The organism is Rhodoferax sp. TH121, assembly GCF_002251855.1.
GTDB lineage: Bacteria > Pseudomonadota > Gammaproteobacteria > Burkholderiales > Burkholderiaceae_C > Allorhodoferax.
Window position 1 is genome coordinate 118,392 of sequence record NZ_NOXW01000019.1, and the last position, 23,929, is coordinate 142,320.

The following is a 23,929-nucleotide window of genomic DNA, read 5'->3' on the forward strand; positions in this document are numbered from 1 at the left end:
CCGACGTTGCGTGGGGGCGGGGCGTGGGCGGCTATGCTGCACAGGCCCTGTGGCAGGTGCGCTTGGGGTGCGCCTGTTGCCTACCCTTTTGCAGAAAGTTTTTCCATGCGCTCTATTTCCGCTCCTTTTGCCCTGGCCGCGCTTGTTGTGCTGGCCCAGTCCGCCGTGGCCCAGTCCATCGAGCAACGCAGCACCTTGGCTGACCAGCAAGAGGTGGCTGTCACTATTTACAACGACAACCTGGCCCTGGTGAAAGACCAGCGCCGAGTGCAGCTTGGCGCGGGCAAGCTGGCACTGGCATTTCGGGATGTGAGTGCCCGCCTGCGGCCTGAGACGGCGCTGCTGCGTAGCGTGAGTGCGCCGGGCGCCTTCAGTGTGCTGGAGCAAAACTTCGATTTCGACTTGCTCACTCCGCAGAAGATGCTGGAGAAGTACGTGGGCCAAACCGTGAATGTGGTGCGCACCAACCCCGCCACCGGCGTAGAAACCACCGAGGTAGCGACAGTGCTGTCCGCCAATAATGGGGTGGTGCTCAAGATCGGCCAGCGTATCGAAACCGGAATTCCCGGCCGCTTGGTATTTGCGGACGTGCCCGCCAACCTGCGCGACCGCCCCACGCTGGTGATGGCGCTGGACAACAAGGGCGCCGCCCAGCAGGACGTGGAGCTGAGTTACCTCACCTCGGGACTGGGCTGGAAGGCTGACTACGTGGTGGAGCTCAACGCGGCCGATGACAAGCTCGACATGTCGGGCTGGGTGACGCTGACCAACACCAGCGGCGCGACCTACCGCAACGCCCGGCTGCAGCTGGTGGCGGGCGACGTGAACCAGGTGCAGCCCGAATTGCAGCGCGGCCGCCCGGTGCTGATGGCCGCGCCGATGGCGGCCAAGGCCGAATCGCGCATGGCCGAAGAGACGCTGTTTGAGTACCACCTCTACACCCTGGACCGCCCCACCACCATTGCTGAGAACCAGACCAAGCAGGTGGCCCTGATGTCGGCCAGTGGCGTGCCTGCCCGCAAAGAGCTGCTGCTGCAGGGCAATGACTACTACTACCAGGGCGCGGCTGGGGAGCTGGGCCAAAAGATGAAGGTGGCCGTGTTCGTGGAGTTCGACAACAAAGAAAGTGCCCGCTTGGGGCTCCCCCTGCCCAAAGGCGTGGTGCGCGTTTACAAAAAGGACAGCGCTGGCAACGCCCAATTCATTGGTGAAGACCGTATCGACCACACCCCCAAAAACGAGAAGGTCCGCCTCAAGCTGGGCGATGCGTTTGATGTGACGGCAGACAAAAAGCAGACTGACTTCAAGAAGCTAAGCGGTACAGGCAAATACAACTATGTGTTCGAGAGTGCCTACCAGCTGGTCCTGAAAAATGCCAAAAAAGAGGCAGTGACCGTGACTGTGCAGGAGCCAGTGCCGGGGGATTGGCAGATCATGAGCTCCAGCCACACGCACACCAAGGGAGCAGCCAATACCGCAGTCTGGAAGCTCAATGTGCCTGCCGAGGGCAGTACTGTTTTGACTTATCGCGCACTGGTGCGCTATTGACCCTGGCCGGGCCAGCCCGGATACTGGCCCGCTACGGTTACGGAGCGGGTTATGAAGTCTTTGAGTATTGCGTTGAAGTTGTGGCTACCCGCCATCGCGGTGAGTGTGGGCCTGGTGGCCATGGCTTCGGGGTCTGCCATTCGCACCATCCGCTCACAAGCGATCACGGTCGCGGAGCAGTCGGAACAGCAAAGCAAGCTGGAGATGGCTGCCCGCTGGCGGGGGCTGGGGGAAGCAAATGCCTTGCGCGGTATCGGTTCTGCACTCAATCCAGACGCTGCGGCGGGCCAGCTCTTGCTGGCGGACCAGGACAGTGCTGCTGCCGAAATCAAGCAGTTGCAATCCGGCCTGGAAAAAACCATGCAAAGCAGCGCCGAGCGTGCGGCGCTCGATGCCGTCAAGACACGGGCGCAGTCTTTGGAGGCTTCGATTCGCAAAGCCCAAGAGCTCAAGGCTGCAGGTGACATGGCGGCCGTAAGTAGCCATGTCCAGTCAGCCACGCAGACGGAGCTCAAAGCATTTTTGGCGGCCCAGCAGTCCATGGTGGCCCTCACCGAGGCTGGGGCCACCGCCCTGCGTGACAAGGCTGGAGAGGAGCGCATGCGCACGGTCTGGTCCGTTGCGGGGATCATGGCGGTGATTGTGGTGCTCATCTCCATCGGGACGCGTCTCTTGCAACGCAATGTGTGCGATCCGCTGGACGACATCGTGCGCGTGGCCCACTCCATTGGGAAGGGGGATTTGAGCGTCGCCATCCACACCACACGGCGTGACGAGATGGGCGAAGTGCTGCGCTCGTTGGCGCACATGGCGGATTCGCTGGCACAACTGGTGGGGCAGGTGCACAAGTCCACCGGCAGCATCAGCGTGGCCAGTTCTGAAATTGCGCATGGCAACCAAGACCTGTCCAATCGCACCGAAAGCACAGCCTACAACCTGCAGCGGGCTGCGTCGACCATGGACCACCTCAATGGCTCGCTGCAACAGTCTGTGGAAGCCGCCCGGCAGGCCAACGCGCTGGCCGGATCTGCCTACAGCGTGGCCGAAAGTGGGGGCGCGGCTGTCTCCCAAGTGGTCAGCACCATGCATGAGATCAATGCTTCTTCGCGCAAGATTGTGGACATCATTGGGGTGATTGACGGCATTGCGTTCCAGACCAATATTTTGGCGCTCAATGCGGCCGTAGAGGCCGCCCGTGCCGGGGAACAGGGCCGCGGCTTTGCCGTGGTGGCCAGTGAAGTGCGCGCATTGGCCGGACGCAGTGCCGAGGCAGCCAAGGAGGTCAAAGCCCTGATTGGAAGCTCGGTGACCAATGTGGAGCATGGCGCGCGCCTGGTGGATGGGGCGGGGCAGACCATGCAGGACATCGTGCAGTCGGTGCAGCGGGTGACCGGCATCATCGGAGAAATCAGCGCTTCCAGCAGTGAGCAAAGCCAGGATATGGCGCAAGTGAGCGCTGCCGTGTCTGAATTGGAGCAAATGACCCAGCAAAACGCCGCATTGGTGGAACAGAGTGCCGCCGCGGCAGCTTCTTTGCGCGAGCAGGCGGAGGTTCTGGATCGCCTGGTGGGCCGATTTACCTTGCCTGGCAACGTACGCAGCCCGGGGCTGCTTTCTTTACCAGCGGCCTGACACAACCCCAAAAGCTTGTCGCGCGTCAAAACGCACCCTTGTGGTGCGTTTTTTGTGCGACGCGAGCCCGTTTGGGACGAAAAATCCCAAAAATTTTAAAAAAAGGCCTAAATAAGCCCCTAAATCTGCCGTTAAGAAACGTACGTCAACTCCTAAAAGTAACCGGAGGGGCCGCAAGGCCTACCCAAAATGCAACTGCCATCCATTGACCGAAACCCGAATGTGCGCCCCACCGGCGCAGATTTGGCTTCGTCTGGGGCACAGAGGGTGATCCCAGTTGCGCCGGTGAACCCTGCGGTGAGCGCCAGCCCGTCGGCCGAGTCCTCTCCCGGAGTCATCGACATGGTGAATCCCGCACTCAAGAACCCCGAAGGCCAGCCGCCCCGCGTGGTGGTGCCGGAGCCAACGGAGCGGGGTGCGGAGGCGGCCACGGCGCCCAAAGACTGGACAATCCACCGCCCGGAGACGGAAAAAGTCGAAGACCCGCCGCCCAAGCCGATTTCGCAAGTGCTGTTGGACCACCTGAAGACCATGTGGACCGCCAGTGCCAGCGCCATCCAGATCGAGCAGGTCAAGATTCAGCTCACACCGCCTCAGCCGCTGACGCCTGCGGAAGTGCCGGGCCAGCTGGCCAAAGAAGTGCTGGTCTACACACCCAGCAAGGTCAAGAAGACCGAAAACCTCTGAGTCCGGCTCCATCGGACTCAGCCATGGGCCTCCCGCCTTGCTCTACCATGGCGGCCATGCATACCAGCGCACTCGTCCTCTTCTCCGGTGGCCAAGACTCCACTACCTGTTTGGCACACGCCTTGGCGCGTTACGAACGCGTCGAAACCATTGCCTTTGACTACCGCCAGCGCCACAGTGTGGAGTTGGATGCCCGTTTGAATGTGTTGCGCGAAATCCGAGCGCGCTTTCCGCAATGGGCCGCCAAGTTGGGCGAAGACCACCTGCTGGACCTGGCGGTGTTGGGCGAAGTGAGCGAGACCTCACTCACGCGCGACACGGCGTTCCAGATGGAGGCCAGCGGCCTGCCCAATACCTTTGTGCCGGGCCGCAATCTGCTGTTCATGACGCTGGCTGCCGCGCTGGCCTACCGGCGCGGCTTGCAGGTCATCGTGACCGGCGTGTGCGAGACTGATTTCTCGGGCTACCCCGATTGCCGGGACGACACCATGAAAGCTTTGCAACTGGCCTTGTCGCTGGGCATGGACAGGCGTTTTCTGATCGAGACTCCGCTGATGTGGATCGACAAGGCCCAGACCTGGGAGCTGGCCCATGCGCTGGGCGAGCAGTCGGGCGTGCCGGGCGGCGGCCCGGCGCTGGTAGACCTCGTGGTGGAGCACACCCATACTTGCTACCTGGGTGATCGCACGCACCGCCAAGCTTGGGGCTACGGCTGCGGCAGCTGCCCGGCGTGCGAACTGAGGGCCAAGGGTTATGCGCGGTTTTCGGACAAGGTAAACAAAGCACCTTCACCTTGACGGGGTGTCAACACCCACTGCCGCGTATGGAAGGCAGCGACTGCCGGGCGGTGGGCGATCGACACCAATCCGCCGCCCCGCTGCTTGACCAGGTCGCTCAAGCGTTGGTACAGCGTGTGTTCTGCCGCCTCGTCCAACGCACTGGTCGCCTCGTCGGCAAAAATCCATTGGGGTTGCTTGAGCAGTACGCGTGCAATCGCCAAGCGCTGCTGTTCGCCCCCCGAGAGTTTTTGGCTCCAGGCATCTACCCGGTCCAGATCGTCCACCAAGCCGGGTAGCAGGGCGTCGCGCAGCGCCTGCTGCAGCTGGGCATCGGTGTATGCCGTGGTGGCCTGCGGGTAGGCCAGGGCTTCGCGCAGCGTGCCATTGGGAAAGTAGGGACGTTGCGGGATGAACATGGTGTCGGCAGGCAGGTGCACCGCGCCACTGGCAAACGGCCAGATGCCTGCCAGCGTACGGAACAGGCTGGATTTGCCACTGCCAGACGGGCCCTGCAGCAGGATGCGGTCGCCCGGCTGCGCCTGCAGCTGCGTGGGTGCCAGCAGCACTGTGCCATTGGGCAGGGCGACAGAGATATCCGAGCCGCTCAAAGCATCGGGCTTTGCTATTGCTTCAGGAGCTGCTTGCGCAATAGCCACGGGGTTTAGAGCCTTGAATGATGCTTCAAAACTGGTCAGGCGGTCGGTGGTGGCGCGCCAGGTGGCCAGGCTGCCGTAGTTGTCGACAAACCAGCTCAGGGCGCCTTGCACCTGGCCAAAGGCGCTGGAGATTTGCATCAGCTCACCCAGTTGGATGGCGCCGCTGAAAAAACGCGGTGCGGCCACCACAAACGGAAACACCACCGCGGCTTGGCCAAAGAAACTGGTGAACCAGATCAGGCTCTTCTGCGCCTTGATGAGGGCCAGGTAGTTGCCAAGCACCTTGTCAAACCGATCGCCCAGCTGGCGGCGCGCCACCGTTTCGCCACGGTCCAGCGCAATCGATTCGCTGTACTCACGCACCCGGATCATGGTGTGGCGGAAGTCCGCTTCTACACGCTGTTGGGCAAAGTTGAGGGGGATTTGTTTGCGGCCGATGTAATGGGTGATGACGCTGCCCGCGGCGCAGTACAGCACCGCCATCCACACCATGAAGCCCGGAATGTTGTAGTCGTGGCCCGCCACGTTGAAGGCAAAACCACCCGACAAACCCCACAAGATGCCCACAAAGCTGGCCAGCGTGACCACGGCGTTGAGCAGTCCCATGGTGAGCGAGATGGTGTAGCTGGTGAACTGGTTGATGTCTTCCTGGATGCGCTGGTCTGGGTTGTCGGGGTTGGCATCGCTGTGGGCTGCACTGGTGAAGCGGGCGAGCTCCAGCCGGTAGAAGGCCTGACCGCTGAGCCAACGATGCAGGTAGTGCGCCGTCATCCAACTGCGCCAGCGCATTTCCAGCAGCTGCGTCAGGTAAAACTTGTAGACCGCGATGACGATGAACGCAAACGCGAGGTAGGTGAAGCGGCCCAGCTGGGCCCAAAACACACTCGCGTTTTTTTCTTGCAGCGCGTCGTAGAACAGCTTGTTCCAGTCGTTGAACAAGACGGCCATGTAGACCAAGCCCAGGTTCAGCGCCACGATGGCGGCCAGCATGCCGCGGGCCTTCCATTTGTCCTCGGAGTGAAAGTAGGGTTGGGTCAGCGCCCACACGCGGCGTACAAACTGCCCAAACGCACGGAGCTTGTTGCCCACGGTTGCCACAAAAGCCATGTCTGTCATCCTTGTTTGAAATGGCAGCGGCTCACCGCCCTGCGCAGGGGCCATGGTAGCGGCTGCAAACCGCCACGCGGGCTATCGGTGGGAGGGCGTGTTGGTGTCGCGTTGCAGCGGGGCTGGCTGTGACGCACGCACTTGCTCCGCAGTGCGGTCATAGCCATCGCGCGCAAGGCGGCGCCACACCTGCGCGTTGGCCGACAGTACCCGGTTGTGCGGCAACGGGGTATCCGGTTGGACTGCAGCAGAAGCAAGGGGATCGCGAGTGGACTTGAACCAGGACATCATGGGCCAAGCTTAGGCACCGGCCGAGGACCTGTCAGCCAGTTTTACATTGCTTTACCAATGCTTTTCGCGCCCTTGTCTTAGTTGCGCACACCACTGGCCACGTGGCCTGCGGGCACGTGGCGTGCCGCCGATTCGATGTGGCCGGTCTGGTCGTCAAAGAAAAAGTCGGGCTCAAACTCGCGCAGAAACTCGCCCTTGTCCAGTCCGCCCAGAAACATGGCCTCGTCCACGTCGATGTTCCAGTTCATCAAGGTGAGGATGGCGCGCTCGTGGGCCGGCGCACTGCGTGCGGTGACCAGCGCAGTGCGGATGCGGATGTGGTCGATTTGCGCCTGCTGCAGTTTGTGCAGTGCCTCCAGCAGGGGCTTGAAGGGGCCATCTGGCAGGGGCTGGGCGACCTTGTCTTGTTCGTGCTGCTGGAAGGCGGAAAGCCCTCCGCTTTGGTACACCTGCTCAGCCTCGTCGCTGAAGAGCACGGCATCGCCGTCGAAGGCGATGCGCACTTCATTGGGGTGGGCATTGCTGGCGTGGGCGCTGTGTGGATAGACCTGGGCGGCCGGTACGCCAGCCGCCAGGGCAGCGCGCACATCGCTGAGGTGGGTGCTGAGAAACAGGTTCGCGTGCAGCGGCTTGAGGTAGCGCCAGGGTGCTTCACCGCGCGTGAAGTTGCCACGCTGAATGGACAGGCCGTAGTGCTGGGCGGAGCGGAACACGCGCATGCCGGAAACCGGGTCGTTGCGCGAGAGGATGACCACCTCCACGCGCTGCGACGGGGTGTCATTGAAGGCCAGCAGCTTCTGCACCAGCGAGAACGCCACGCCAGGTTTGGCCGGTACGTTGAGACGCTGGCGCTGCAGCTCCATGTAGGCGCGGTCATCGTTCTGTTCGAACACCTGGTTTTCCTCTTCGAAGTCGAAGAGGGCGCGGCTGGAAATGGCGACTACCAGTTTGCCGTCGAGGGAGAGCGCCATGTTTTGTTATTTCACTAATTGGTTGAGTTGGATGATCGGCATCAGCACCGCCAGCACGATCAGCATGACCACGATGCCCATGGCCACAATCAGCAGAGGCTCCAGCAGCGTGGCCAGTTGCAGGGCGCGGCGTTGCACTTCGGTGCGCAGTTGCAGGGCGGCACGGTCCAGCATCTGTGGCAAGCGGCCGGTTTGTTCGCCCAGGCGGGCGAACATCGCCAAGAGTGGTGGAAAGCGTTTCTCATGCGCCAGCGCGCTGGCCAGCGGCGCGCCTTCGCGCACCATCACCAGTGCGCGCAGGGCGTCTTCACGCATGGCCCGGTTGGAAAGGGTTTCGGCCGCCGCTTGCAGCGCCTTGAGAATGGGCACGCCCGCAGCCGCCAGCATGGACAGGGTGCTGGCGAAACGTGCTGCGTTGTAGCCCCGGGCCAGCCGACCCAGAATCGGCAAGCGCAGCCACAGGGTGTCCACTTTCAAGCGAAAAGCGGCTCCAGACCACGCGAACTTTGCGCTAATAGCTCCTATAACGATAGCAGCTAGTGCCAATAGCCCGTAGTTGCTGACCGCGCTGCTGATGCCCAGCATGATGCGGGTGAGCAAAGGCAGCGCCTGCTTGGAGCCCGCAAACACCCCGGCCACTTGGGGTACGACATAGGTCAGCAAAAACATGACGATGAGCAAGGCCACCACGCTGACCACGGCAGGGTAAAGCGCTGCGCCTAGCAGCTTGGAGCGCAGGGTGTGTTGCTCTTCCAGCTCATCGGCCAGGCGCTCCAGCACGGTGCCCAGGTGTCCGCGGTACTCGCCAGCGCCCACCACGGCCACATAGATTTCGGAAAACTCCCGCGGCTGTTGCTGCAGGGCCCGGCCCAGGCTGCTGCCGCTGTTGACTTCTGCGCGCAGCGTGGCCACCACATCGCGTTGGGCGGGAGTTTCGGCTTCGTCGGTCAGGGCGCTGAGTGCCCGCTCCAGTGGCAAACCTGCTGACACCAGGCTGGCAAGCTGCCGTGTCCACACCGCGCGCTGGGTGCTGGTGAAGGCAGGCCGTATCCGGCGTGAGCCGGAGGTGCTGGCGTCACTGGCGCTGCGCAGCTCTTGCACACTCAGGGGAACCAGTTGCTGGGCACGCAGTTGGCTGCGCGCAGCACGTGGAGCATCAGCCTCCAGCACGCCGGTGTGGGTCTTTCCGTCGGCGTCGAGGGCGGAGTAGGTAAAGGCGGCCATGGCGCAATGGTAGCCGCAGGCCGTGGTCGCGGGTTTTCCACCATGACAAGAAAAACCTTGCCGCGTATGCTTCGTTAAAAGCACGATCGTGCTATTTAAGACTCGCAACTGCCGACACAAGCAGCAGGCAGCAAGTCTTCCGCGACAGCGCTCCCGATCCCGGCGCTCGCACCGGTTCCATCGACTGACACCCCTTCAACCCCATCGACCCTCCACAGGTCCCGAGGAGACAAGCATGAAGAGTACCGTGATGCGTTGGCTGGCCGCGTGCGCGCTGGCCCTGAGCCTGATCCCCACTGCGTTTGCAGCGGGGTATACCCAGACCAAATACCCCATCGTGCTGGTGCACGGGCTGTTTGGCTTTGACAACATTGGGCCCGTGGAATATTTCTACGGCATCCCTTCGGCGTTGCGTGCGGATGGTGCCAAGGTCTACGTGGTGCAGGTGGCTGCGGCCAACAGTACCGAGGTGCGCGGAGAGCAGCTGCTTAGCCAGGTGCGGCAGGTGCTGGCCGCCACGGGCGCCGCCAAGGTCAACCTCATGGGCCACAGCCATGGCGGACCCACGGCGCGGTATGTAGCCTCGGTACGGCCGGATCTGGTGGCCTCGGTCACCTCGATTGGCGGTGTCAACAAGGGCTCGGCAGTGGCCGATGTACTGCTGGGCGTGGCACCTGTGGGTACCTTCAGCAATACGGTGTTGGTCTCCATCACCAACGGCTTAGGCACCCTCATCAACTTCCTGTCCGGAGGCGGGGGGCTGAGCCAGAACTCGCTGGCGGCGGCCCAGTCGCTCAGTACGGCGGGCAGCAAGAAATTCAATGCTGCCCATCCCCAGGGGGTACCCACCAGCGCGTGCGGCGAGGGGGCTTACAACGTGAATGGTGTGGCCTACTACTCGTGGAGTGGGGCCAAGCCCTACACCCACCTGCTGGACGTTGCAGACCCTGCACTTGCGCTGACTTCGCTGGCATTTCTGGGCGCCAAAAACGATGGTTTGGTGAGCAGCTGCTCCTCGCGCCTGGGCAAGGTGATTCGTGATGACTATGCGATCAACCACCTCGACGAAGTGAACCAGACCGTGGGCCTGACCAACTTGTTTGAAACCAGCCCGGTCACGCTGTTTCGCCAGCAGGCCAACCGCCTGAAGAACGCGGGGCTGTAAGCCTTGCGTACGCTGCCGTGGTGGCGCCGCGCGCTAGCGGGCCTCTTGGGTGTGCTGGCGGTGGCCGTGTGGTGGTGGGGGGCTGGGGCACCAGACGTCGCGGACTCCGGGGTTGCTGCACGCATGTCTGTGCTGTCAGGTCCTGCGGCGTCGCTGCAGGGAACCGAGCCCGACGGTGTGGCCAGTCTCGGGGCGCTCAATCCCATGCCGGGGGCGGGCGGCGGCGCTATGGCGTACGCCGCACTACGGCGTTTGTTCGATTACCACTTGAGCACGGTGGGAGAGCAGTCGGTGCCCGCCATCGTGCAGCAAATTCACCTGGCGCTGGACCAGGCATTGGCACCAGAACAGGCGGTGGTTGCCAAGCGGCTGTTGGTGCGGTACCTCGATTTCAAGCACGCCTTGTACACACTGGAGCAGCACTGGACGCAGTTGCCAAGCGGTTCACAAAGCGTGCGCCAGCGCTTTGACAGCATGCAGGCCTTGCGCGCGCGTTTTTTTAATGCCGAGGAGGAGCAGGCCATGTTTGGCCTGGAAGATGCTGCCGACCGCGATGCGCTGGCACGTTGGGACATTGCGAACAACCCAGCCCTGGACGCCGCGCAACGCAACGCGCAGTGGGCTGCGCTGGATGCCGCCATGCCCCAAGCTCTGCGCGCGGAGCGTGATGCACCGCGAGCCATTCTGCTGTTGGAAGACAAGACCCGGGCGTTGCGTGCCCAAGGCGGCAGTGATGACGATGTGTACCGCCTGCGCGCGCAAGCGCTGGACGCGTCGGCAGCGGCACGGCTGGCCGAGCTGGACCGCGAGGACCAAGCCTGGAAGGGGCGCATGGATCGCTATTTGAGCGATCGGGCAGTCATGTTGAAGAACTTGGCCGAGGCCCCGGAGTCGGAGCGTCAGGTGGCATTGGAAAACCTGCGGCTCACCCAGTTTTCTGAGTTGGAGCGCAAACGGCTGGCGGCCTACGAGCCCTGACAGGAAAAAGCCCCCGCAGCAATAACGCTGCGGGGGCTCGTGCTCCGTGCCCGGTGCTTAGTTGGTGCGGGTGGCGGGGTAGAGGTTAGGGAAGAGTTCGTTCAACTTGCTTCCAGTTGCAGAGACGTACTCATCGACACCTTGGTCCTTGCTGGCAGCAATGTCGCCGGTGCGTTGGGCTTCTGCCAACTCAGCGCGTACTTGTTCACGCGTTTTGCCTGCAACCGTTGGTTTGGCGGGATAGGCAGCAGGGAAAAGTTCATTGAGTTTGCGACCATTGCCAGACACATACTCGTCAATGCCCTGGTCTTTGTTGGCAGCGATGTCTCCGGTGCGTTGGGCTTCTGCCAGTTCGGCACGCACTTGTGCGCGGGTTTTGCCTTGGCTGGTGGTTTGTGGGTAGCTTTCAGGGAAAGCGGCGCTCAGCTTTTGGCCCTTGCCGGACAAGAACTCGCTGGAGCCTACGTCGGTATTGGCAACGATGTCGCCAGTGCGTTGTGCCTGTGCCAGCTCGGCACGTACTTGTTCGCGGGTCTTGCCGACGTCGGCAGCTTGGGCGTGGCCTGTGAGCAATGCAGCGACGGCCAATGCGATGGAAGCGGTAGCGAATTTCATGATTCAAATCCTTCTTTGGTTGATTGATTCCGTCTGCAGGACACATCGTCCTGTAGACGGTATCGACGGGGGCGTTTCAGGTTCGTCTCATCGATGGGGTGAACTTTAGAGAAGGCCTAGCATCAGAAAAATACCTCTGCGAACAGTGGTCCATTACGTTAGTTGAAATAATCCAGAACTTGAAATCCAAAAAAAGGACTCCATGGATCGCTTGATGTCAATGCGGGTATTCCAGACTGTGATCGACCAAGGTGGTTTTGCGGCGGCCGCCCGTGCGCTCGATATGTCTTCGGCGGCAGTCACCCGCCTGATCGCCGATCTGGAGGAATACCTCGGCACCCGTTTGTTGCACCGAACCACGCGTCGTGTATCACTCAGTCCCGCGGGCGAAACTTATCTCGGCCGTGTACGCGACATCCTGCAGGATATCGACGCTGCCCATGAAGCGGCGAGTTCCCAGACGCACGAACTGTCGGGTGTGCTGCGTGTGTTGGCCCCGCCGGTCCTGGCGTCCCATGTGTTGGCGCCACTGGTGGCAGGCTTCAATGCCAAATATCCCGACATCACACTGCATATCGACGTGGAAACCTTCAAGGAGCCGCCGATTGAAGACTATGACGTCACCCTGCTGCCCACCGAAGGGCATTTCGATGCGGACATCATTGCCCGCAAGGTGTCTTCCACCGAAGCAGTGCTGGTCGCCTCTCCGCAGTATTTGCAGCGCATGGGGGCACCCGCGTCACCCCAGGATTTGGTCAGCCACGACATCCTGCGCCTGAAGCTGCCGGGCCAAGTACACACCCAATGGCGGCTGCTGAACGCGGACGATGCCGATGCAGTGCAGGAGGTCGTGATCCGCCCCAAGCTGTTGGCCAACCACTCCGACACTTTGCTGCGCGCCGCCATGGACGGTGCCGGTATCACCTCTGCACCGGTGGATCTGGTGGCCCCGCTACTCAACAGCGGTGCATTGGTGCGTGTGTTGGCACCGTGGATTGCGGGGCGCCTCTCCTTGTACGCGGCGCTGCCCAGTCGCAAGTTTTTGCCGGAGCGTACCAGCGTGTTTTTGGATTACCTGATTGAGCAGACCCGCCAGCAGTCTGCCAATGCGCTGCGCGCTTGCACGCGTTGCTGAGCGACGCGCTCAGTCACGCACTACGCGCAGCAGCTCCTCGGGGCTGGTGAGGCCATCGCGCACCAAGCGCTCGCCGTCTTCGCGCAACGGGACCATGCCGGTGGCCAGCCCGGCTTGGCGGATATCTGCCTCGGAAGCACGGTGGTGCACCCTTTCGGCTATTGCGTCATCCACCACCAGCAACTCGAAAACGCCAGTGCGGCCCTGGTAACCGGTGTGGCCGCAGTGGGCGCAGCCCTTGCCCCGGCATTGGGTGCACAGTTTGCGTACCAGGCGCTGTGCCAGAACGCCGCGCAGCGAGGAACTCAGCAAAAACGGCTCAACTCCCATGTCCAACAGGCGCGTGACGGCACTGGCCGCGTCGTTGGTGTGCAGGGTTGCCAATACCAAGTGGCCCGTCAGCGAGGCCTGGATGGCGATTTGTGCGGTTTCGAAATCCCGGATTTCACCAATCATGATCACGTCCGGGTCCTGGCGCAGGATGGCACGCAAGGCCTTGGCGAATGTCAACTCGATCTTGGGGTTGACCTGGGTTTGACCCACACCGGGTAGCTCGTATTCGATGGGGTCTTCCACCGTCATGATGTTTTGCCGTGCTGCGTCCAGCCGCCCCAAGGAGGCGTATAGCGTGGTGGTCTTGCCAGAGCCGGTCGGTCCGGTGACCAAAATGATGCCGTGCGGCTGGGCGATCAGGCCCTCAAAGCGCTCCAGCACCGTGCCTTGCATGCCGATGGATTCGAGGCTGCGCTGGTCCTGGCTCTTGTCCAGCAGGCGCAACACCGCGCGCTCACCATGGGCGCTGGGCAGGGTGCTCACACGCACGTCAACCGCGCGCGTGCCAATGCGCAGGCTGATGCGGCCGTCCTGGGGCAGGCGTTTCTCCGAAATGTCCAGGTCGGCCATCACCTTGAGCCGCGAAATCAGGGCTGCGTGGAGCGCGCGCTGGGCTTGCACCACTTCACGCAAGGTGCCATCCACCCGAAAGCGCACGCTGCTGTGGCGCTCGTAGGGTTCGATGTGGATGTCACTGGCACCGTCACGCGCGGCCTGGGTCAGCAGTGCATTGAGCATGCGGATGATGGGTGCGTCGTCGGCCGTTTCCAGCAGATCCTCGACGGCGGGCAGCTCCTGCATCATGCGGCTGAGGTCGGCCTCGCCCTGCACCTCGTGCATCACGGTGGCCGCGCTGGATTCGCCCTGGGCATAGGCGGCGCTGATACGCTGGGCCAAGGCCTCCGCCTCCTGGTTTTGCACGTTGTAGACGGCATATCGGCGCAGCACCTCCCCCACCGCCGAGGGTGCCGTTCCGGGGTGTACCCACAGCATCAGGATCTGGCCGTCGTCCTCCAGCAAGAGTTGCTGGCTGCGCGCAAAAGCGTAAGGCAGCGGATAGCGCATACGGCCTAGGGAGCGCTGGTAGCGGGTGTTTCAGCGGGTGCAGGTGCTGCAGGACGCACTGGCAGGGCTGGCAACACAGGTGCTTCGTTGATGGGCACCAGCGTGCTGGGTGCAGGCTGGCTGCCCTGCTGGCCACTGCGCATCAGCTCGTAGCGGTCGGTGGACAGGGCTTGGGTGGCCGCGGCGTCGCGCACCACCACCGGCCGCAGGAAGACCATGAGGTTGGTCTTTTTGCGGCTGCGGGCCTCGCTCTTGAACAAGTTGCCAAAGAAAGGCACATCGGCCAGACCGGGTACTTTCTCCTGGTTGCCGGCGTATTCGTCCTGCAGCAAGCCACCCAAGACCACTACTGCACCGTCTTCCACCAGCACGTTGGACTCGATGGTGCGCTTGTTGGTGGTGGGGCCATTGGTGGCGTTGGCGGTCGATGCCAGCACGCTGGAGACCTCCTGGAAGATGGTCAGCTTTACAGTGCCGTTCTCGCTGATTTGCGGCTTGACCTTCAGGGTCAGGCCCACGTCCTTGCGCTCGATGGTCTGGAAGGGGTTGACGGTGCTGGTGCTGGCGCCGGTGTTGGTGAATTGGCCGGTTACAAAAGGAACGTTCTGACCAATGACGATCTTGGCCTCTTCGTTGTCCAGCGTCAGCAGATTGGGTGTAGAGAGCACATTGCCACTGCCCGACTCTTCCAGAAAGCGCGCCAAAAAGCCCAGCACGTAGACACCATTGGTCTTGCTGGCTGCGCCCAGGTTGAAGCCGCGTGCGGGAGCCACCGTGCCTGCCGCGCCCTGGGTGGCCAGGGTGATGATGTTTTTGCCGGCACTGCCAAAGTTGGTGCCCAGCAAGCCGATGGTGGCATCGCCCGCATTGCCCACGGCACCTTGCCACTGGATGCCAAACTCTGCCGCCTTGTCGGCGCTGACCTCGGCAATCAGGCTCTCGACAAACACCTGGGCGCGGCGAGCGTCCAGCTTGTCGATGACGGCGCGCAGCTGGCGGTACTGAGGCTCACTGGCAGTGATGATGAGAGAATTGGTGGTGGGGTCGGCCTGGATCTGGCCGCCCGTACTGGGCTGGCTTGCAGCGGTTGCGGGTGTCCCCCCGGTTGCAGGCGTGACGGCGGGGCTGGCGCCACGTGTGTCTGCGCTGATGGCGGCACGCAGTGTGGTGGCCAGCTGGGTGGCGTTGGCGTTCTTCAGGTAGACCACATAAATGTTGCCTGCCGCGCCATTGCTGGTGTTGGCGCTGGGCTGGTCCAGCCGCTGTATCAGGGTCTTGGCAAGTGACAGACGGGCTTGGTTGGCTGCGCGCACGATGACGGCGTTGGAGCGTGGCTCCACCAGGATGGTGGTCTTGTAGCTGGCATCGGCCTGACCGCCCGGCGCGGCGCCTGCGGGTGCCTCCAGCAAGCGGGTGGCGAGCTGGGCCAAGTCGGCCGCGACGGCGTGCTGGATGGGGATGATTTCCAGGTCGGTGGCGTTGGGCACGTCCAGCGCTTGCACGATGCGCGCAATGCGGCGCAGGTTGTCGGCGTAGTCGGTGATCACCAGCGAGTTGTTGCCGGTGTTCACGTTGATGACGTTGTTGGGTGTGATCAGCGGACGCAACACGGGCACGAGGTTGTTGGCGTTCTCGTGGGTGATTTTGAAAATCTGGGTCTGGATTTGGCCGGTCGTTACCGGGCCTTTGCCATCGTCCACTGATACGGCCGTGCCCTGAAGCTTGGCGTCCGCTTCAGGCACCACCTTGTCCAGGCCGTCCACTTGCACCACGGTGAAGCCCTGCATGCGCAGGGTGGTCAGGAACAAATAGTAGGCACGCGCGGGGGAGGCTGGGCTGTCGGTCACCAAATTGATGGTGCCTTTGACGCGGGGATCCACCACCACATTGCGTCCGGTGAGTGCCGCCATGGTGCGGGCCACCGCCTCGATTTCAGCGTTGTTGAAGTTCAGCGTGACGGGCTCGCCCCGCTTGCTGGTCGCAGGCTGAGCCCAGGAACTAGTGGTAAATATGCCACTGGCCCCCGTGAATACTGCGCAGGCAGCTATCAAATGCATAGCTGCTTGGCGCCATCGGGGACGAGATGTTGATAAATAGTGTGGCATGCAGTTAACCCACTTGGAGTATGGAGCGTGCGCCGCTGCGCCGTCCAATGATATTGAGCAAATTGGCCAATGCCTCTTCCTGGCCAGGTGCAGCCTGGGCGTCACCGGTGAATTGCAGTTTTCCTTGGCGCCATTGCCCCTTGCCTTGCAACTGCAGCCCCCCTTCCAGCGTGCGCAGCGCCAGTGTAGGCGCCAGGCCACCTTCCAGGGTGAGGGCATAGCTACCGACGGGCCGCAAGGGGGACAGCGCCGTGGACATGGCCAGGGCTTGGAGCTGCAGCTGGCCTTGTAGTCGGGGGTGGTCTTGTCCCAGGTCCAGTACCAGGGATTGTGTGGATAGCGCTAGCGTGCCTTCCAGTTGCAGCGTGTTCCAGGGGGTTCCCAAGCCGACCAACAAGGCACTTGGCAATCGCAGCGGTTGCCGGGCGTCACGGTCCTCGGGCAACACCTGCAGCCCCAGCCAGCGTGGCTGCAGGTCCCAGGTCCACGTGCCGTCCAGGCAGCAGGCGGCACTCAGCCGCACCCGCAAGCCTTGCCAGTGGGGCTGTAGTTGCCACGCCAACTCGCCCGGCAGTGCGGTGCGCGGAGCCAGGGAGTCTTCGCTGCCCAGGGTGAGCTGGGCACGTCCGTTCCACACCGTGCCTTGGGCCGATTGGAGTTGTAGTCGCTGAGCCGTTAGTTGGCCAATGCCGTAGGCCAACCAATGTGCCGGCGCCACCACAGTGATTGCCAGCAGCAACCCGGCCACGGCCCCTAGCCAGGCCCAGATCCATGGTGGTGCACTGCGTTTCATGCGGGCCCCAGACGGATACGCAGGCTGCCACTCCAGCCCTGCGGCCCACGTTGCAGCTTGGCTTCAAAAGGGGCCAGCCGTGCGGTGCTGCGGGTGCGTGCCAGCCACTGTGCCAGCGCCTCTGGGCGCACGCCTTGCAGCGTCACGGTGGCGATATTGCCCTGCACCTGCATGCTGGCTTGGGGCCCCAAACTGGTCCTCACACTGGCCTGCAAGGCCTGTTGGGCTGCGGCGGGCTCCAGCGCGGGCATGGCCTGCAGGCTTTTAGCTTGGGCCTGCAGTTGCAACATGCGTTGGTGTTGTTGCTCCAGAGCGAGGTGCCGGCTGTCAAAGGTGCGCAAACTCCGCCATGCGGGGCCCAGCAGCAAGCTCCACAGCAGCGTCAGGCCGACTAGCCAGGCGGCGGCCAGCAGCAGGGCTTGCTCGCGTGGCGGGCGTTGTTGCCACCAAGCCTGCAAGGCCTTGGGGGGAGCGGACGTTGGGCGTGCCATGGTCGTTTGCTGGCTCAGGGGGCGGTGTTTGCACGAATGCGCAGGCTGTTGCCGTCGGCTTGCAGGGCGTAGCCCAGGTCGGCGAGCTGGCGGCGCAGTGCGTCCACGGGTTCGGGGCTCAGCGGCAAACCGCTGACGCGCAACTCACCGGCTGAAAATTCCATCGCTGCTTGCGCAGAGCCGGTGTGCATGAGAGGTTCAAAGTTCTCTGATCCGCCCAGCGCGGCCAGCATGCTTTCCAGATCGCCTTTGGCCGCGCTGCCACTGGACTGGCGCAGCGCCGCTACGGCGCGTTCCATTTGCAGGGGGGCATCCACAACCACTGTGGTGGCAGGGAAGGTCGTTTGCAGCAGACTATGCAGGGTGCTGCGGCCCTGCGTGAGGGTGTGCTCCGCCCACCAAGCGTAGGCCTGCAGGCCCACCAGTTGGGTGAACACCAGCACCAACGCAGCCAAGCGTGCCGGGCGCCAATCGGGGGCTTGCCACATGGTTTGCAGGGCTTGGCGGATGCGACCCCACCCAGCATGGGTGGGCGCCAGCTCGCCCTGTGCCAGATTCCAGTCGGTATGGGTGCAGTTGAGCAAGCGCTGTGCGCGGGACATCACCTCCACATCGCGTTGCAGGGCGGTTTCGGCGAGAGCGGCCACGCCGGGCTCGGCCCACACCGTGCCTTGCAGGGCATCGGGAGGCAGGTGTGGTGCGACCGGGGATGGCCACGGGCGCCGGTGCACGCCTTGGGCATCCGTCCAGACCCACTGCGCATCGTGTCCGCCTCCGGTACACCAAAGGGCATTGGTAGGACCGTTGCCAGGGACCCACTCAGGGACGACCGCCTCGGGGGTGTGGCCAGCGTAGGCAATGGCAGCCAATGCATTCTGCAACCACTGTCGCTGACATACGGCCACCCACACCGTGCCCTGCTGGGTGGCCCCAGGGGCCAGGGCAAAGTGCAAATTGGCGGGCTCTTCCAACAATTGGTCTTCCAGCAGGCCTTCAAGCACAGTACGCAGGCGTGCTGCACTGCCTCCGCGCCAACCCGGGCGCAGCGTGCCAGCGGGCAGTGTGACCCGGTGCCACGACAAAGCCTGGGTCGGCACAATCGCCACGGTGGCTTGTTTGCCTACGCGCTGAGGAAGTTCAGGCAATATCAAATGCTCGGTCACATTGTGGCCGTCATGGCTACGTACGCTCTCCCACATGCCCTCCAGGTGCACGCTCACACCGGCCGGCGGTGCAGGCAGCAGGGGCAGCAAAATAGCCTGGTGGATCATGGGTGTCTGAACGGGCTCGAGGGCCAGAGTGGGGCTTTCATTGTACGGACGCCAGTGCCGGTGTTTCACGTAGCGTGGCCAAAGTCTTCACCTGAAGGCCTTCACGGTGCAGCATGCTGCGCTCTTGGCTCACGGTGCTACCCAGGCGCAGGCGAACGCGCACCTCGAAATAGCGTGTCCCCACACTGTGTTGGTTTCCGTTGACGGCGAGGTCCGGTACGCCCGAGGCTTGCACGGCATCCGACAGGGTACGAAAGTGGTTTTGCTTGCGGGCCTGCACCATGCGCTCGGCCGCGGCCAAGTCCAGCCCAGGCAAGCTGGCGTGGAGCACCAGTGCCGAGGCGGTATTGAGGTTGACGGGCGTGCGCTCTGGCAGCACCACGGCATGGGCTTGCAGTGCGGCCAGGGTGGTGGGCGTGAGGCCGAGCCACGCCAGCTGCTCAATGTTGCGGGGCAGCAACGGGTGAGCGCCTTCTGTGCTGCGCTCAGCGTCCGCAGCCTGCAGTGTCCGCTGCAATTGCGCAGCCAAAAAAGCGAGTTCGGCGGGCGGCAGTTGCAGGGCTTCAAACAGGCGGCTGAACGCTCGCAGGCTCGGCTGGTGGATTTGACCTTCTTGCACCAGGTTGAGCAGATTGAGCCGGGCCTGCAAATCGGTAATCTGGCCGGAGAGGTAAGCGGCTTTGAGGTCCTCACCCAGATCTGTGGTGGAGCTACTGCCTGCCAAAAAGCTGGATAGTTGAGCCTCTTGCAAGACGACCGCCCAGGGCTCGCCCAAGTGGTCGGGCACGGCGTTGCGTGCGTCTTCACGCAATATGAGCCGGGCCCAATCCAACGCACCTTGCAGCAACCAGCGCGATTGGGCTTTGGTCCGCTCGGCGGTCTCTACCTCCAGTGCACGCCACTGTTGCCAAAGTGCGGACGCACTCAGCGTGGCGACCAAGGTGACCAAAAGCAACGCGGTCAGGATGGCGGCGCCACGTTGAGCCTGCTTCATTGCAAGGCCCCCGCGCTATTGGTCCGTGCCCAGTCCCGTACCAAAGGTCCCATCAAGGGGTGGCTCTGTGGCAAGGTGAGGACGAGCCGGATGCCGTCGGGCAGGCTGTTGTTGACTGCTGGGTCTGCACCGGTGCTTGATAGGGGGTTGCCCCAGGCACCGGTGCGGTAGAAAAACACCTGCCATTCGGCCAAAGGTGTCACGCGGACTTCGCGCCTGTCGATGCTGTCCTGGCTGTTCTGGGCCCAGGCGTGGGCCTCATTCCAGGCGGTTTGCCAGCCCTCGCGGCTGGTGAAGGGCAGCGACTGCCACCGCAGCCATTGGAACTGGCCATTGCGGCTGGCGCGCGTCCAAGCGACCACGATGGCCCCATCGCTGCCCGTGCTTGCGCTGCGGCGTGTCAGGTACAGGGCCCGGCCATCCCACTCCAGCGTGCGTGTGAGTGGCAGCTCTACCAAGGCATCCAGATCCATGCCCCATTGGGCCAAGCTGGCGTCCAGCGTCAGCACTTGGTCGGCATGTTGGTGGTTGATCTCCACCGCGGTTTGCATGCTGGCCAACACGCGCCAGCCCAGCGTCGCCATCAAGGCCATGATAGCCAGCGCCACCAGCAACTCAATGAGGGTGAAGCCGCGCTGCATGCTCAGATGCGTCCCACGATGGTGGTGAGTTGCAGCACCGGGGTGTCGTCGACGGACAGGCGTGCCTCGACGCGGCGAAAGTTGGGGTTGGGGGTGGGTTGCACCAGCAGGCGCAGTTGCAGCACGCGGCCGGCTTGCGCACAGGGGCGGGTGCTGTCCCCCACGTCGGGCAGTTGCTGGCTCAGGCGCACCTGGGCGAGTGCGTTCTCAGCGCATAGCTGGGCCAGCACCCGGTCAGTCTGACGTTGAGCATTGCGGGTGAGGGCGCCGGTGGCTTGCAGGCCCGCCAGCAGGGTGGTGGCCACAATGGCCAGTGCCACCAGCACTTCAATCAGGGTGAACCCCTGTGGGCGCGTGCGGCGTGTCATGGTTCGGTGTTCTGCACGGTAAATGGCCGGAGCCCATCGGTGCTGACCCACAGGCTGCGCTCGGGTGCGCTTTGTTGCCAGAGGCGGATGTATTGTGCGCCGATGATTGGCTCCGGGCCGAGCACCACAGGGCTTGCACTGTAGGCCGCAGTTTCAAGGTCGTCCCATGTTGTGGGCAATGCGGAGTCGCTTGGCAGGCCGTCGAAGGCAAAACCTTGGGAGGTGCTGCGCCAGCGCACCATAACGCCCCGGCTACGGGACTGCGCACGGGCCCCTTCCAGCAGGGCCGCGAGCCGCTGAGCCTCGCGGTCCAGACGGGATTGGCCGGCGTCCCGCAAGGCAAATGCGACCCCGGCCGATGCCATCGCCACGATGGCCACCACCAACAGCAGTTCCAGCAGGGTGAAGCCTCGGGATGCGCGTGGCGTCACGTCTTACCAGTTGCCGATGTCAGCATTCTTGCCATCTCCTCCCGATTGGCCATCGGCACCAAAGCTCAACACGTCCACTTCACCATGCAAGCCGGGGTTCATGTAGAGGTAGGCACGGCCCCAGGGGTCGTTGGGAAGTTTGTCCACATAGGGTCGCCAGTTGGCCGGAACCACACCGTTCGTTGGCTTGAGTACCAGCGCCTGCAGGCCCTGTTCTTGGCTGGGGTAGCGTTGGTTGTCGAGTTTGTAGAGTTTGAGCGCCTGGTGCAAATTGGCAATGTCTGTTTTCGCTGCCGACACGCGGGCATCATCAGCCCGGTCCAGCACATTGGGCACAATCAGTGCGGCCAGTACCCCGATGATGACGAGCACCACCATCAGTTCAATCAGGGTGAAACCCCGTGGCTTGGGAAAAAATCGGGCGGTGGCTTGCATGGTGGGTGCTTCCGTAGGGCGTGACAGGGCCGGACAGTGGGTACATGATAATGCGCGGCATGGCTTCTTCCACTATTTCACGATGGGCTCCCCGGCTGGCGGCCTCGCTATTGGCGGGCTTGGCGGCGGCAGGGTTGGTCTATTGGGGGCTTAAAGTGCCAGCACCGAGCACGGGTAACGCTGTCGCTGCGGTGCAGGTCCCGGTGCTTGCGCCTGACACCGCGCTGGTGGCACGCGCCTTGGGCGGCTCGGCAGTTCCTGCGGATGCCCCATTGGCCGCTGCGGCACCTGCCGGCGCTTCTGCCCGTTTCGCACTGTTAGGCGTGGTGGACCAGGGCGGTAGCGGGGTTGCTCTTATTGGTTTGGATGGCAAACCCGCCAAACCGGTGGCCGTGGGCGCCAGTGTGGGCGAGGGGTGGGTCCTGCGCCAGGTACAGGGCCGTAGCGCCACCCTGGAGCGGGACGGAGATGCACCCATGCGGCTGGAGCTTCCGCCCCGAATTAAAGGTTAAATCGGTCTCAAGCCCTCGTGGAATAAGCGCGGGCAGCTATCATTTTTGTAGAAACATCCGGTACACCGGGTTGTCGGTTTCTTCCACGTAGGGATAGCCCAGCGTTTCCAGAAATTGTGCAAACGCCTCGTTGTCCGCTGCGGGCACTTGCAGGCCCACCAGGATGCGGCCGTAGTCCGCGCCTTGGTTGCGGTAGTGGAACAGGCTGATGTTCCAGCCCGGGCGCATCAGGCTCAAGAACTTCATCAGCGCGCCAGGCCGCTCGGGGAACACAAAGCGCAGCAGGCGCTCGTCCTGCGCCAGGCTGGAGATGCCGCCCACCATGTGTCGGATGTGCTCCTTGGCCAACTCGTCGTGCGTCAGGTCCAGGGTCTGGAAGCCGTTCTTCTCGAAGTTCTTGGCCACTTTGGCTGATTCGCCCTTGCCCTGCGTGCTGAGGCCCACAAAAACATGGGCTTTGGCTGCGTCGCTGATGCGGTAGTTGAACTCCGTCACGTTGCGCGTGCCGCCGGGTAGTTCTCCGATCAGTTCGCAAAAACGTTTGAAACTGCCGCGCTCTTCGGGAATCGTCACCGCAAACAGCGCCTCGCGCTCCTCGCCCACTTCGGCCCGCTCGGCTACAAAGCGCAGGCGGTCGAAGTTCATGTTGGCCCCACAGAGGATTGCCGCGTAGGTCTCGCCCTTGGTCTTGTGCGTGGCCACGTACTGCTTGATGGCGGCCACGGCCAGCGCACCCGCGGGCTCCACGATGGAGCGCGTGTCCACAAAGATGTCCTTGATGGCCGCGCACACGGCGTCGGTGTCCACCGTCACGTAGTCGTCCACCAGGTCGCTGGCAATGCGGAAGGTTTCTTCGCCCACCAGCTTCACGGCTGTGCCGTCGGAGAACAGGCCTACGTCGGCTAGCGTCACACGTTCGTGCGCACTCACCGACTGGATCATGGCGTCGGAGTCGTTCATCTGCACGCCAATGACCTTAACACCGGGCGCCACCGCCTTGATGTAGTTGGCCACGCCCGAGATGAGGCCACCGCCACCAATCGCCACAAACACCGCGTCGATGCCGGGGCCGGATTTGTTGCCGGTCTTGTGGCCCGACTTGGCTGCTTTGTCGGCGCCCAAGGTTTGCACCTGGCGCATGATTTCCATGGCAACAGTCCCCTGGCCGGCAATCACGTCCGGGTCGTCAAAGGGGTGAACAAAAGTCAGGCCCTCCTGCTTTTGCAATGCCACGGCGTGGCCGTATGCGTCGGAATAACTTTCGCCAAACAGCACTACTTCGCCACCAAAGCCACGCACGGCGTCCACTTTGAGCTGGGGCGTGGTGGTGGGCATCACGATAACGGCGCGGATGCCCATGCGGTTGGCTGACAGAGCCACACCCTGGGCGTGGTTGCCGGCCGAGGCGCAGATCACGCCCTTGGCAATCTGCTCGGGCGGTAGCTGTGCCATCTTGTTGTAGGCGCCACGCAGCTTGAAGCTGCGTACAGGCTGCTGGTCCTCGCGTTTGAAGAGCACGGTGTTGTGCAGGCGGCGGCTCAGTGCTCGGGCGGGCTCCAGCGCGGTTTCGTTGGCCACGTCGTAAACGCGTGCGCTCAGAATTTTCTTCAGGTAATCCGCAGGGGTGAGCTTGGGAGCTTGGGGCTGTTGGGGAGAACTCACGGGGCTACACTCCGGGTTGAAAGGGCGATAATGCGGTCTA

At 63.0% G+C, this 23,929-nt stretch carries 24 protein-coding genes; 8 read left to right on the forward strand and 16 right to left on the reverse strand.

All coding sequences use genetic code 11. The features are described 5' to 3' along the window. Positions 1-105 precede the first annotated feature (105 nt). From CHU94_RS04755 to queC, 4 genes are all read left to right on the forward strand, one after another. Positions 106-1,548, forward strand: a complete 1,443-nt coding sequence (locus CHU94_RS04755) for a DUF4139 domain-containing protein (protein ID WP_094477304.1) — start codon at positions 106-108, stop codon at positions 1,546-1,548. 51 nt (positions 1,549-1,599) lie between these two features. Continuing rightward, entirely contained in the window at positions 1,600-3,180 is a 1,581-nt protein-coding gene (locus CHU94_RS04760) for a methyl-accepting chemotaxis protein (protein ID WP_094477306.1), read from the forward strand. Between the two features lie 189 nt (positions 3,181-3,369). Continuing rightward, the gene (locus CHU94_RS04765) at positions 3,370-3,867 is read left to right on the forward strand and encodes a hypothetical protein (protein ID WP_141211382.1); all 498 of its coding nucleotides are present in this window, start codon (positions 3,370-3,372) and stop codon (positions 3,865-3,867) included. A 56-nt stretch (positions 3,868-3,923) separates the two neighbouring features. Further along, complete coding sequence (gene queC / locus CHU94_RS04770; RefSeq protein WP_094477799.1) at positions 3,924-4,664, forward strand: 7-cyano-7-deazaguanine synthase QueC; 741 nt, start codon at positions 3,924-3,926, stop codon at positions 4,662-4,664. Here the strand turns inward: queC and CHU94_RS04775 are convergent. From CHU94_RS04775 to gspF, 4 genes are all read right to left on the reverse strand, one after another. Then, complete coding sequence (locus CHU94_RS04775; protein WP_094477797.1) at positions 4,619-6,409, reverse strand: ABC transporter ATP-binding protein/permease; 1,791 nt, start codon at positions 6,407-6,409, stop codon at positions 4,619-4,621. The genes queC and CHU94_RS04775 overlap by 46 nt on opposite strands. An 81-nt stretch (positions 6,410-6,490) precedes the next feature. After that, positions 6,491-6,700: a hypothetical protein gene (locus CHU94_RS04780; RefSeq protein ID WP_094477310.1), complete on the reverse strand. Its 210-nt coding sequence runs from the start codon at positions 6,698-6,700 to the stop codon at positions 6,491-6,493. 77 nt (positions 6,701-6,777) lie between these two features. Then, on the reverse strand, positions 6,778-7,671 hold the full coding sequence (locus CHU94_RS04785; RefSeq protein WP_094477312.1) for a 5'-nucleotidase: 894 nt from the start codon (positions 7,669-7,671) through the stop codon (positions 6,778-6,780). A gap of 6 nt (positions 7,672-7,677) precedes the next feature. After that, complete coding sequence (gspF, locus tag CHU94_RS04790; protein WP_094477314.1) at positions 7,678-8,895, reverse strand: type II secretion system inner membrane protein GspF; 1,218 nt, start codon at positions 8,893-8,895, stop codon at positions 7,678-7,680. Positions 8,896-9,130: 235 nt separating this feature from the next. Here gspF and CHU94_RS04795 point away from each other — a divergent pair, with 235 nt between their 5' ends. Continuing rightward, positions 9,131-10,060: a triacylglycerol lipase gene (locus tag CHU94_RS04795; RefSeq protein ID WP_094477316.1), complete on the forward strand. Its 930-nt coding sequence runs from the start codon at positions 9,131-9,133 to the stop codon at positions 10,058-10,060. Positions 10,061-10,063: 3 nt separating this feature from the next. Then, positions 10,064-11,038 carry a lipase secretion chaperone gene (locus CHU94_RS04800; protein ID WP_094477318.1) on the forward strand — a complete coding sequence of 325 codons (975 nt, stop codon included), beginning with the start codon at positions 10,064-10,066 and terminating at the stop codon, positions 11,036-11,038. A 57-nt stretch (positions 11,039-11,095) separates the two neighbouring features. Here the strand turns inward: CHU94_RS04800 and CHU94_RS04805 are convergent, their stop codons facing one another. Continuing rightward, positions 11,096-11,653, reverse strand: coding sequence for a DUF4148 domain-containing protein (locus tag CHU94_RS04805; protein WP_094477320.1), 558 nt, complete (start codon positions 11,651-11,653; stop codon positions 11,096-11,098). A gap of 202 nt (positions 11,654-11,855) precedes the next feature. Between CHU94_RS04805 and CHU94_RS04810 the strand changes: the two genes are divergently transcribed. Further along, entirely contained in the window at positions 11,856-12,788 is a 933-nt protein-coding gene (locus tag CHU94_RS04810; RefSeq protein WP_094477322.1) for a LysR family transcriptional regulator, read from the forward strand. A gap of 9 nt (positions 12,789-12,797) precedes the next feature. On the opposite strand, the gene CHU94_RS04815 is transcribed toward CHU94_RS04810, so the two are convergent. Genes CHU94_RS04815 through gspG form a run of 10 tightly spaced genes read right to left on the reverse strand, consistent with a single transcriptional unit; the run spans position 12,798 to position 21,715 of the window. Next, the gene (locus tag CHU94_RS04815) at positions 12,798-14,186 is read right to left on the reverse strand and encodes a GspE/PulE family protein (RefSeq protein ID WP_094477324.1); all 1,389 of its coding nucleotides are present in this window, start codon (positions 14,184-14,186) and stop codon (positions 12,798-12,800) included. 5 nt (positions 14,187-14,191) lie between these two features. Beyond that, entirely contained in the window at positions 14,192-16,243 is a 2,052-nt protein-coding gene (gene gspD / locus CHU94_RS04820) for a type II secretion system secretin GspD (protein WP_094477326.1), read from the reverse strand. Positions 16,244-16,295: 52 nt separating this feature from the next. Further along, positions 16,296-17,084: a type II secretion system protein N gene (gene gspN / locus CHU94_RS04825; protein ID WP_094477328.1), complete on the reverse strand. Its 789-nt coding sequence runs from the start codon at positions 17,082-17,084 to the stop codon at positions 16,296-16,298. After that, positions 17,081-17,575 (reverse strand): type II secretion system protein GspM, encoded by a 495-nt coding sequence (gene gspM / locus CHU94_RS04830; protein WP_094477330.1) that lies wholly within the window; start codon positions 17,573-17,575, stop codon positions 17,081-17,083. The genes gspN and gspM overlap by 4 nt, the downstream gene beginning before the upstream one ends. A gap of 14 nt (positions 17,576-17,589) precedes the next feature. Beyond that, a complete protein-coding gene (gene gspL / locus CHU94_RS04835) occupies positions 17,590-18,846 on the reverse strand; it encodes a type II secretion system protein GspL (RefSeq protein ID WP_094477332.1) in 1,257 nt (418 codons plus the stop codon). 37 nt (positions 18,847-18,883) lie between these two features. Then, positions 18,884-19,840 carry a type II secretion system minor pseudopilin GspK gene (gene gspK, locus CHU94_RS04840; protein WP_094477334.1) on the reverse strand — a complete coding sequence of 319 codons (957 nt, stop codon included), beginning with the start codon at positions 19,838-19,840 and terminating at the stop codon, positions 18,884-18,886. After that, positions 19,837-20,481, reverse strand: a complete 645-nt coding sequence (locus CHU94_RS04845) for a prepilin-type N-terminal cleavage/methylation domain-containing protein (RefSeq protein ID WP_094477336.1) — start codon at positions 20,479-20,481, stop codon at positions 19,837-19,839. Before CHU94_RS04845 ends, gspK begins: the two co-directional genes overlap by 4 nt. 2 nt (positions 20,482-20,483) lie before the next feature. After that, a complete protein-coding gene (gene gspI, locus CHU94_RS04850) occupies positions 20,484-20,849 on the reverse strand; it encodes a type II secretion system minor pseudopilin GspI (RefSeq protein ID WP_094477338.1) in 366 nt (121 codons plus the stop codon). Next, positions 20,846-21,280, reverse strand: coding sequence for a prepilin-type N-terminal cleavage/methylation domain-containing protein (locus tag CHU94_RS04855; protein ID WP_094477340.1), 435 nt, complete (start codon positions 21,278-21,280; stop codon positions 20,846-20,848). The genes gspI and CHU94_RS04855 overlap by 4 nt, the downstream gene beginning before the upstream one ends. Before the next feature lie 3 nt (positions 21,281-21,283). Further along, complete coding sequence (gene gspG, locus CHU94_RS04860) at positions 21,284-21,715, reverse strand: type II secretion system major pseudopilin GspG (RefSeq protein WP_094477342.1); 432 nt, start codon at positions 21,713-21,715, stop codon at positions 21,284-21,286. 59 nt (positions 21,716-21,774) lie between these two features. Between gspG and CHU94_RS04865 the strand changes: the two genes are divergently transcribed. After that, positions 21,775-22,227 carry a general secretion pathway protein C gene (locus CHU94_RS04865; protein WP_141211383.1) on the forward strand — a complete coding sequence of 151 codons (453 nt, stop codon included), beginning with the start codon at positions 21,775-21,777 and terminating at the stop codon, positions 22,225-22,227. 39 nt (positions 22,228-22,266) lie between these two features. Here the strand turns inward: CHU94_RS04865 and ilvA are convergent, their stop codons facing one another. Further along, positions 22,267-23,889, reverse strand: a complete 1,623-nt coding sequence (gene ilvA, locus CHU94_RS04870; protein ID WP_094477346.1) for a threonine ammonia-lyase, biosynthetic — start codon at positions 23,887-23,889, stop codon at positions 22,267-22,269. Between the last annotated feature and the right edge of the window lie 40 nt (positions 23,890-23,929).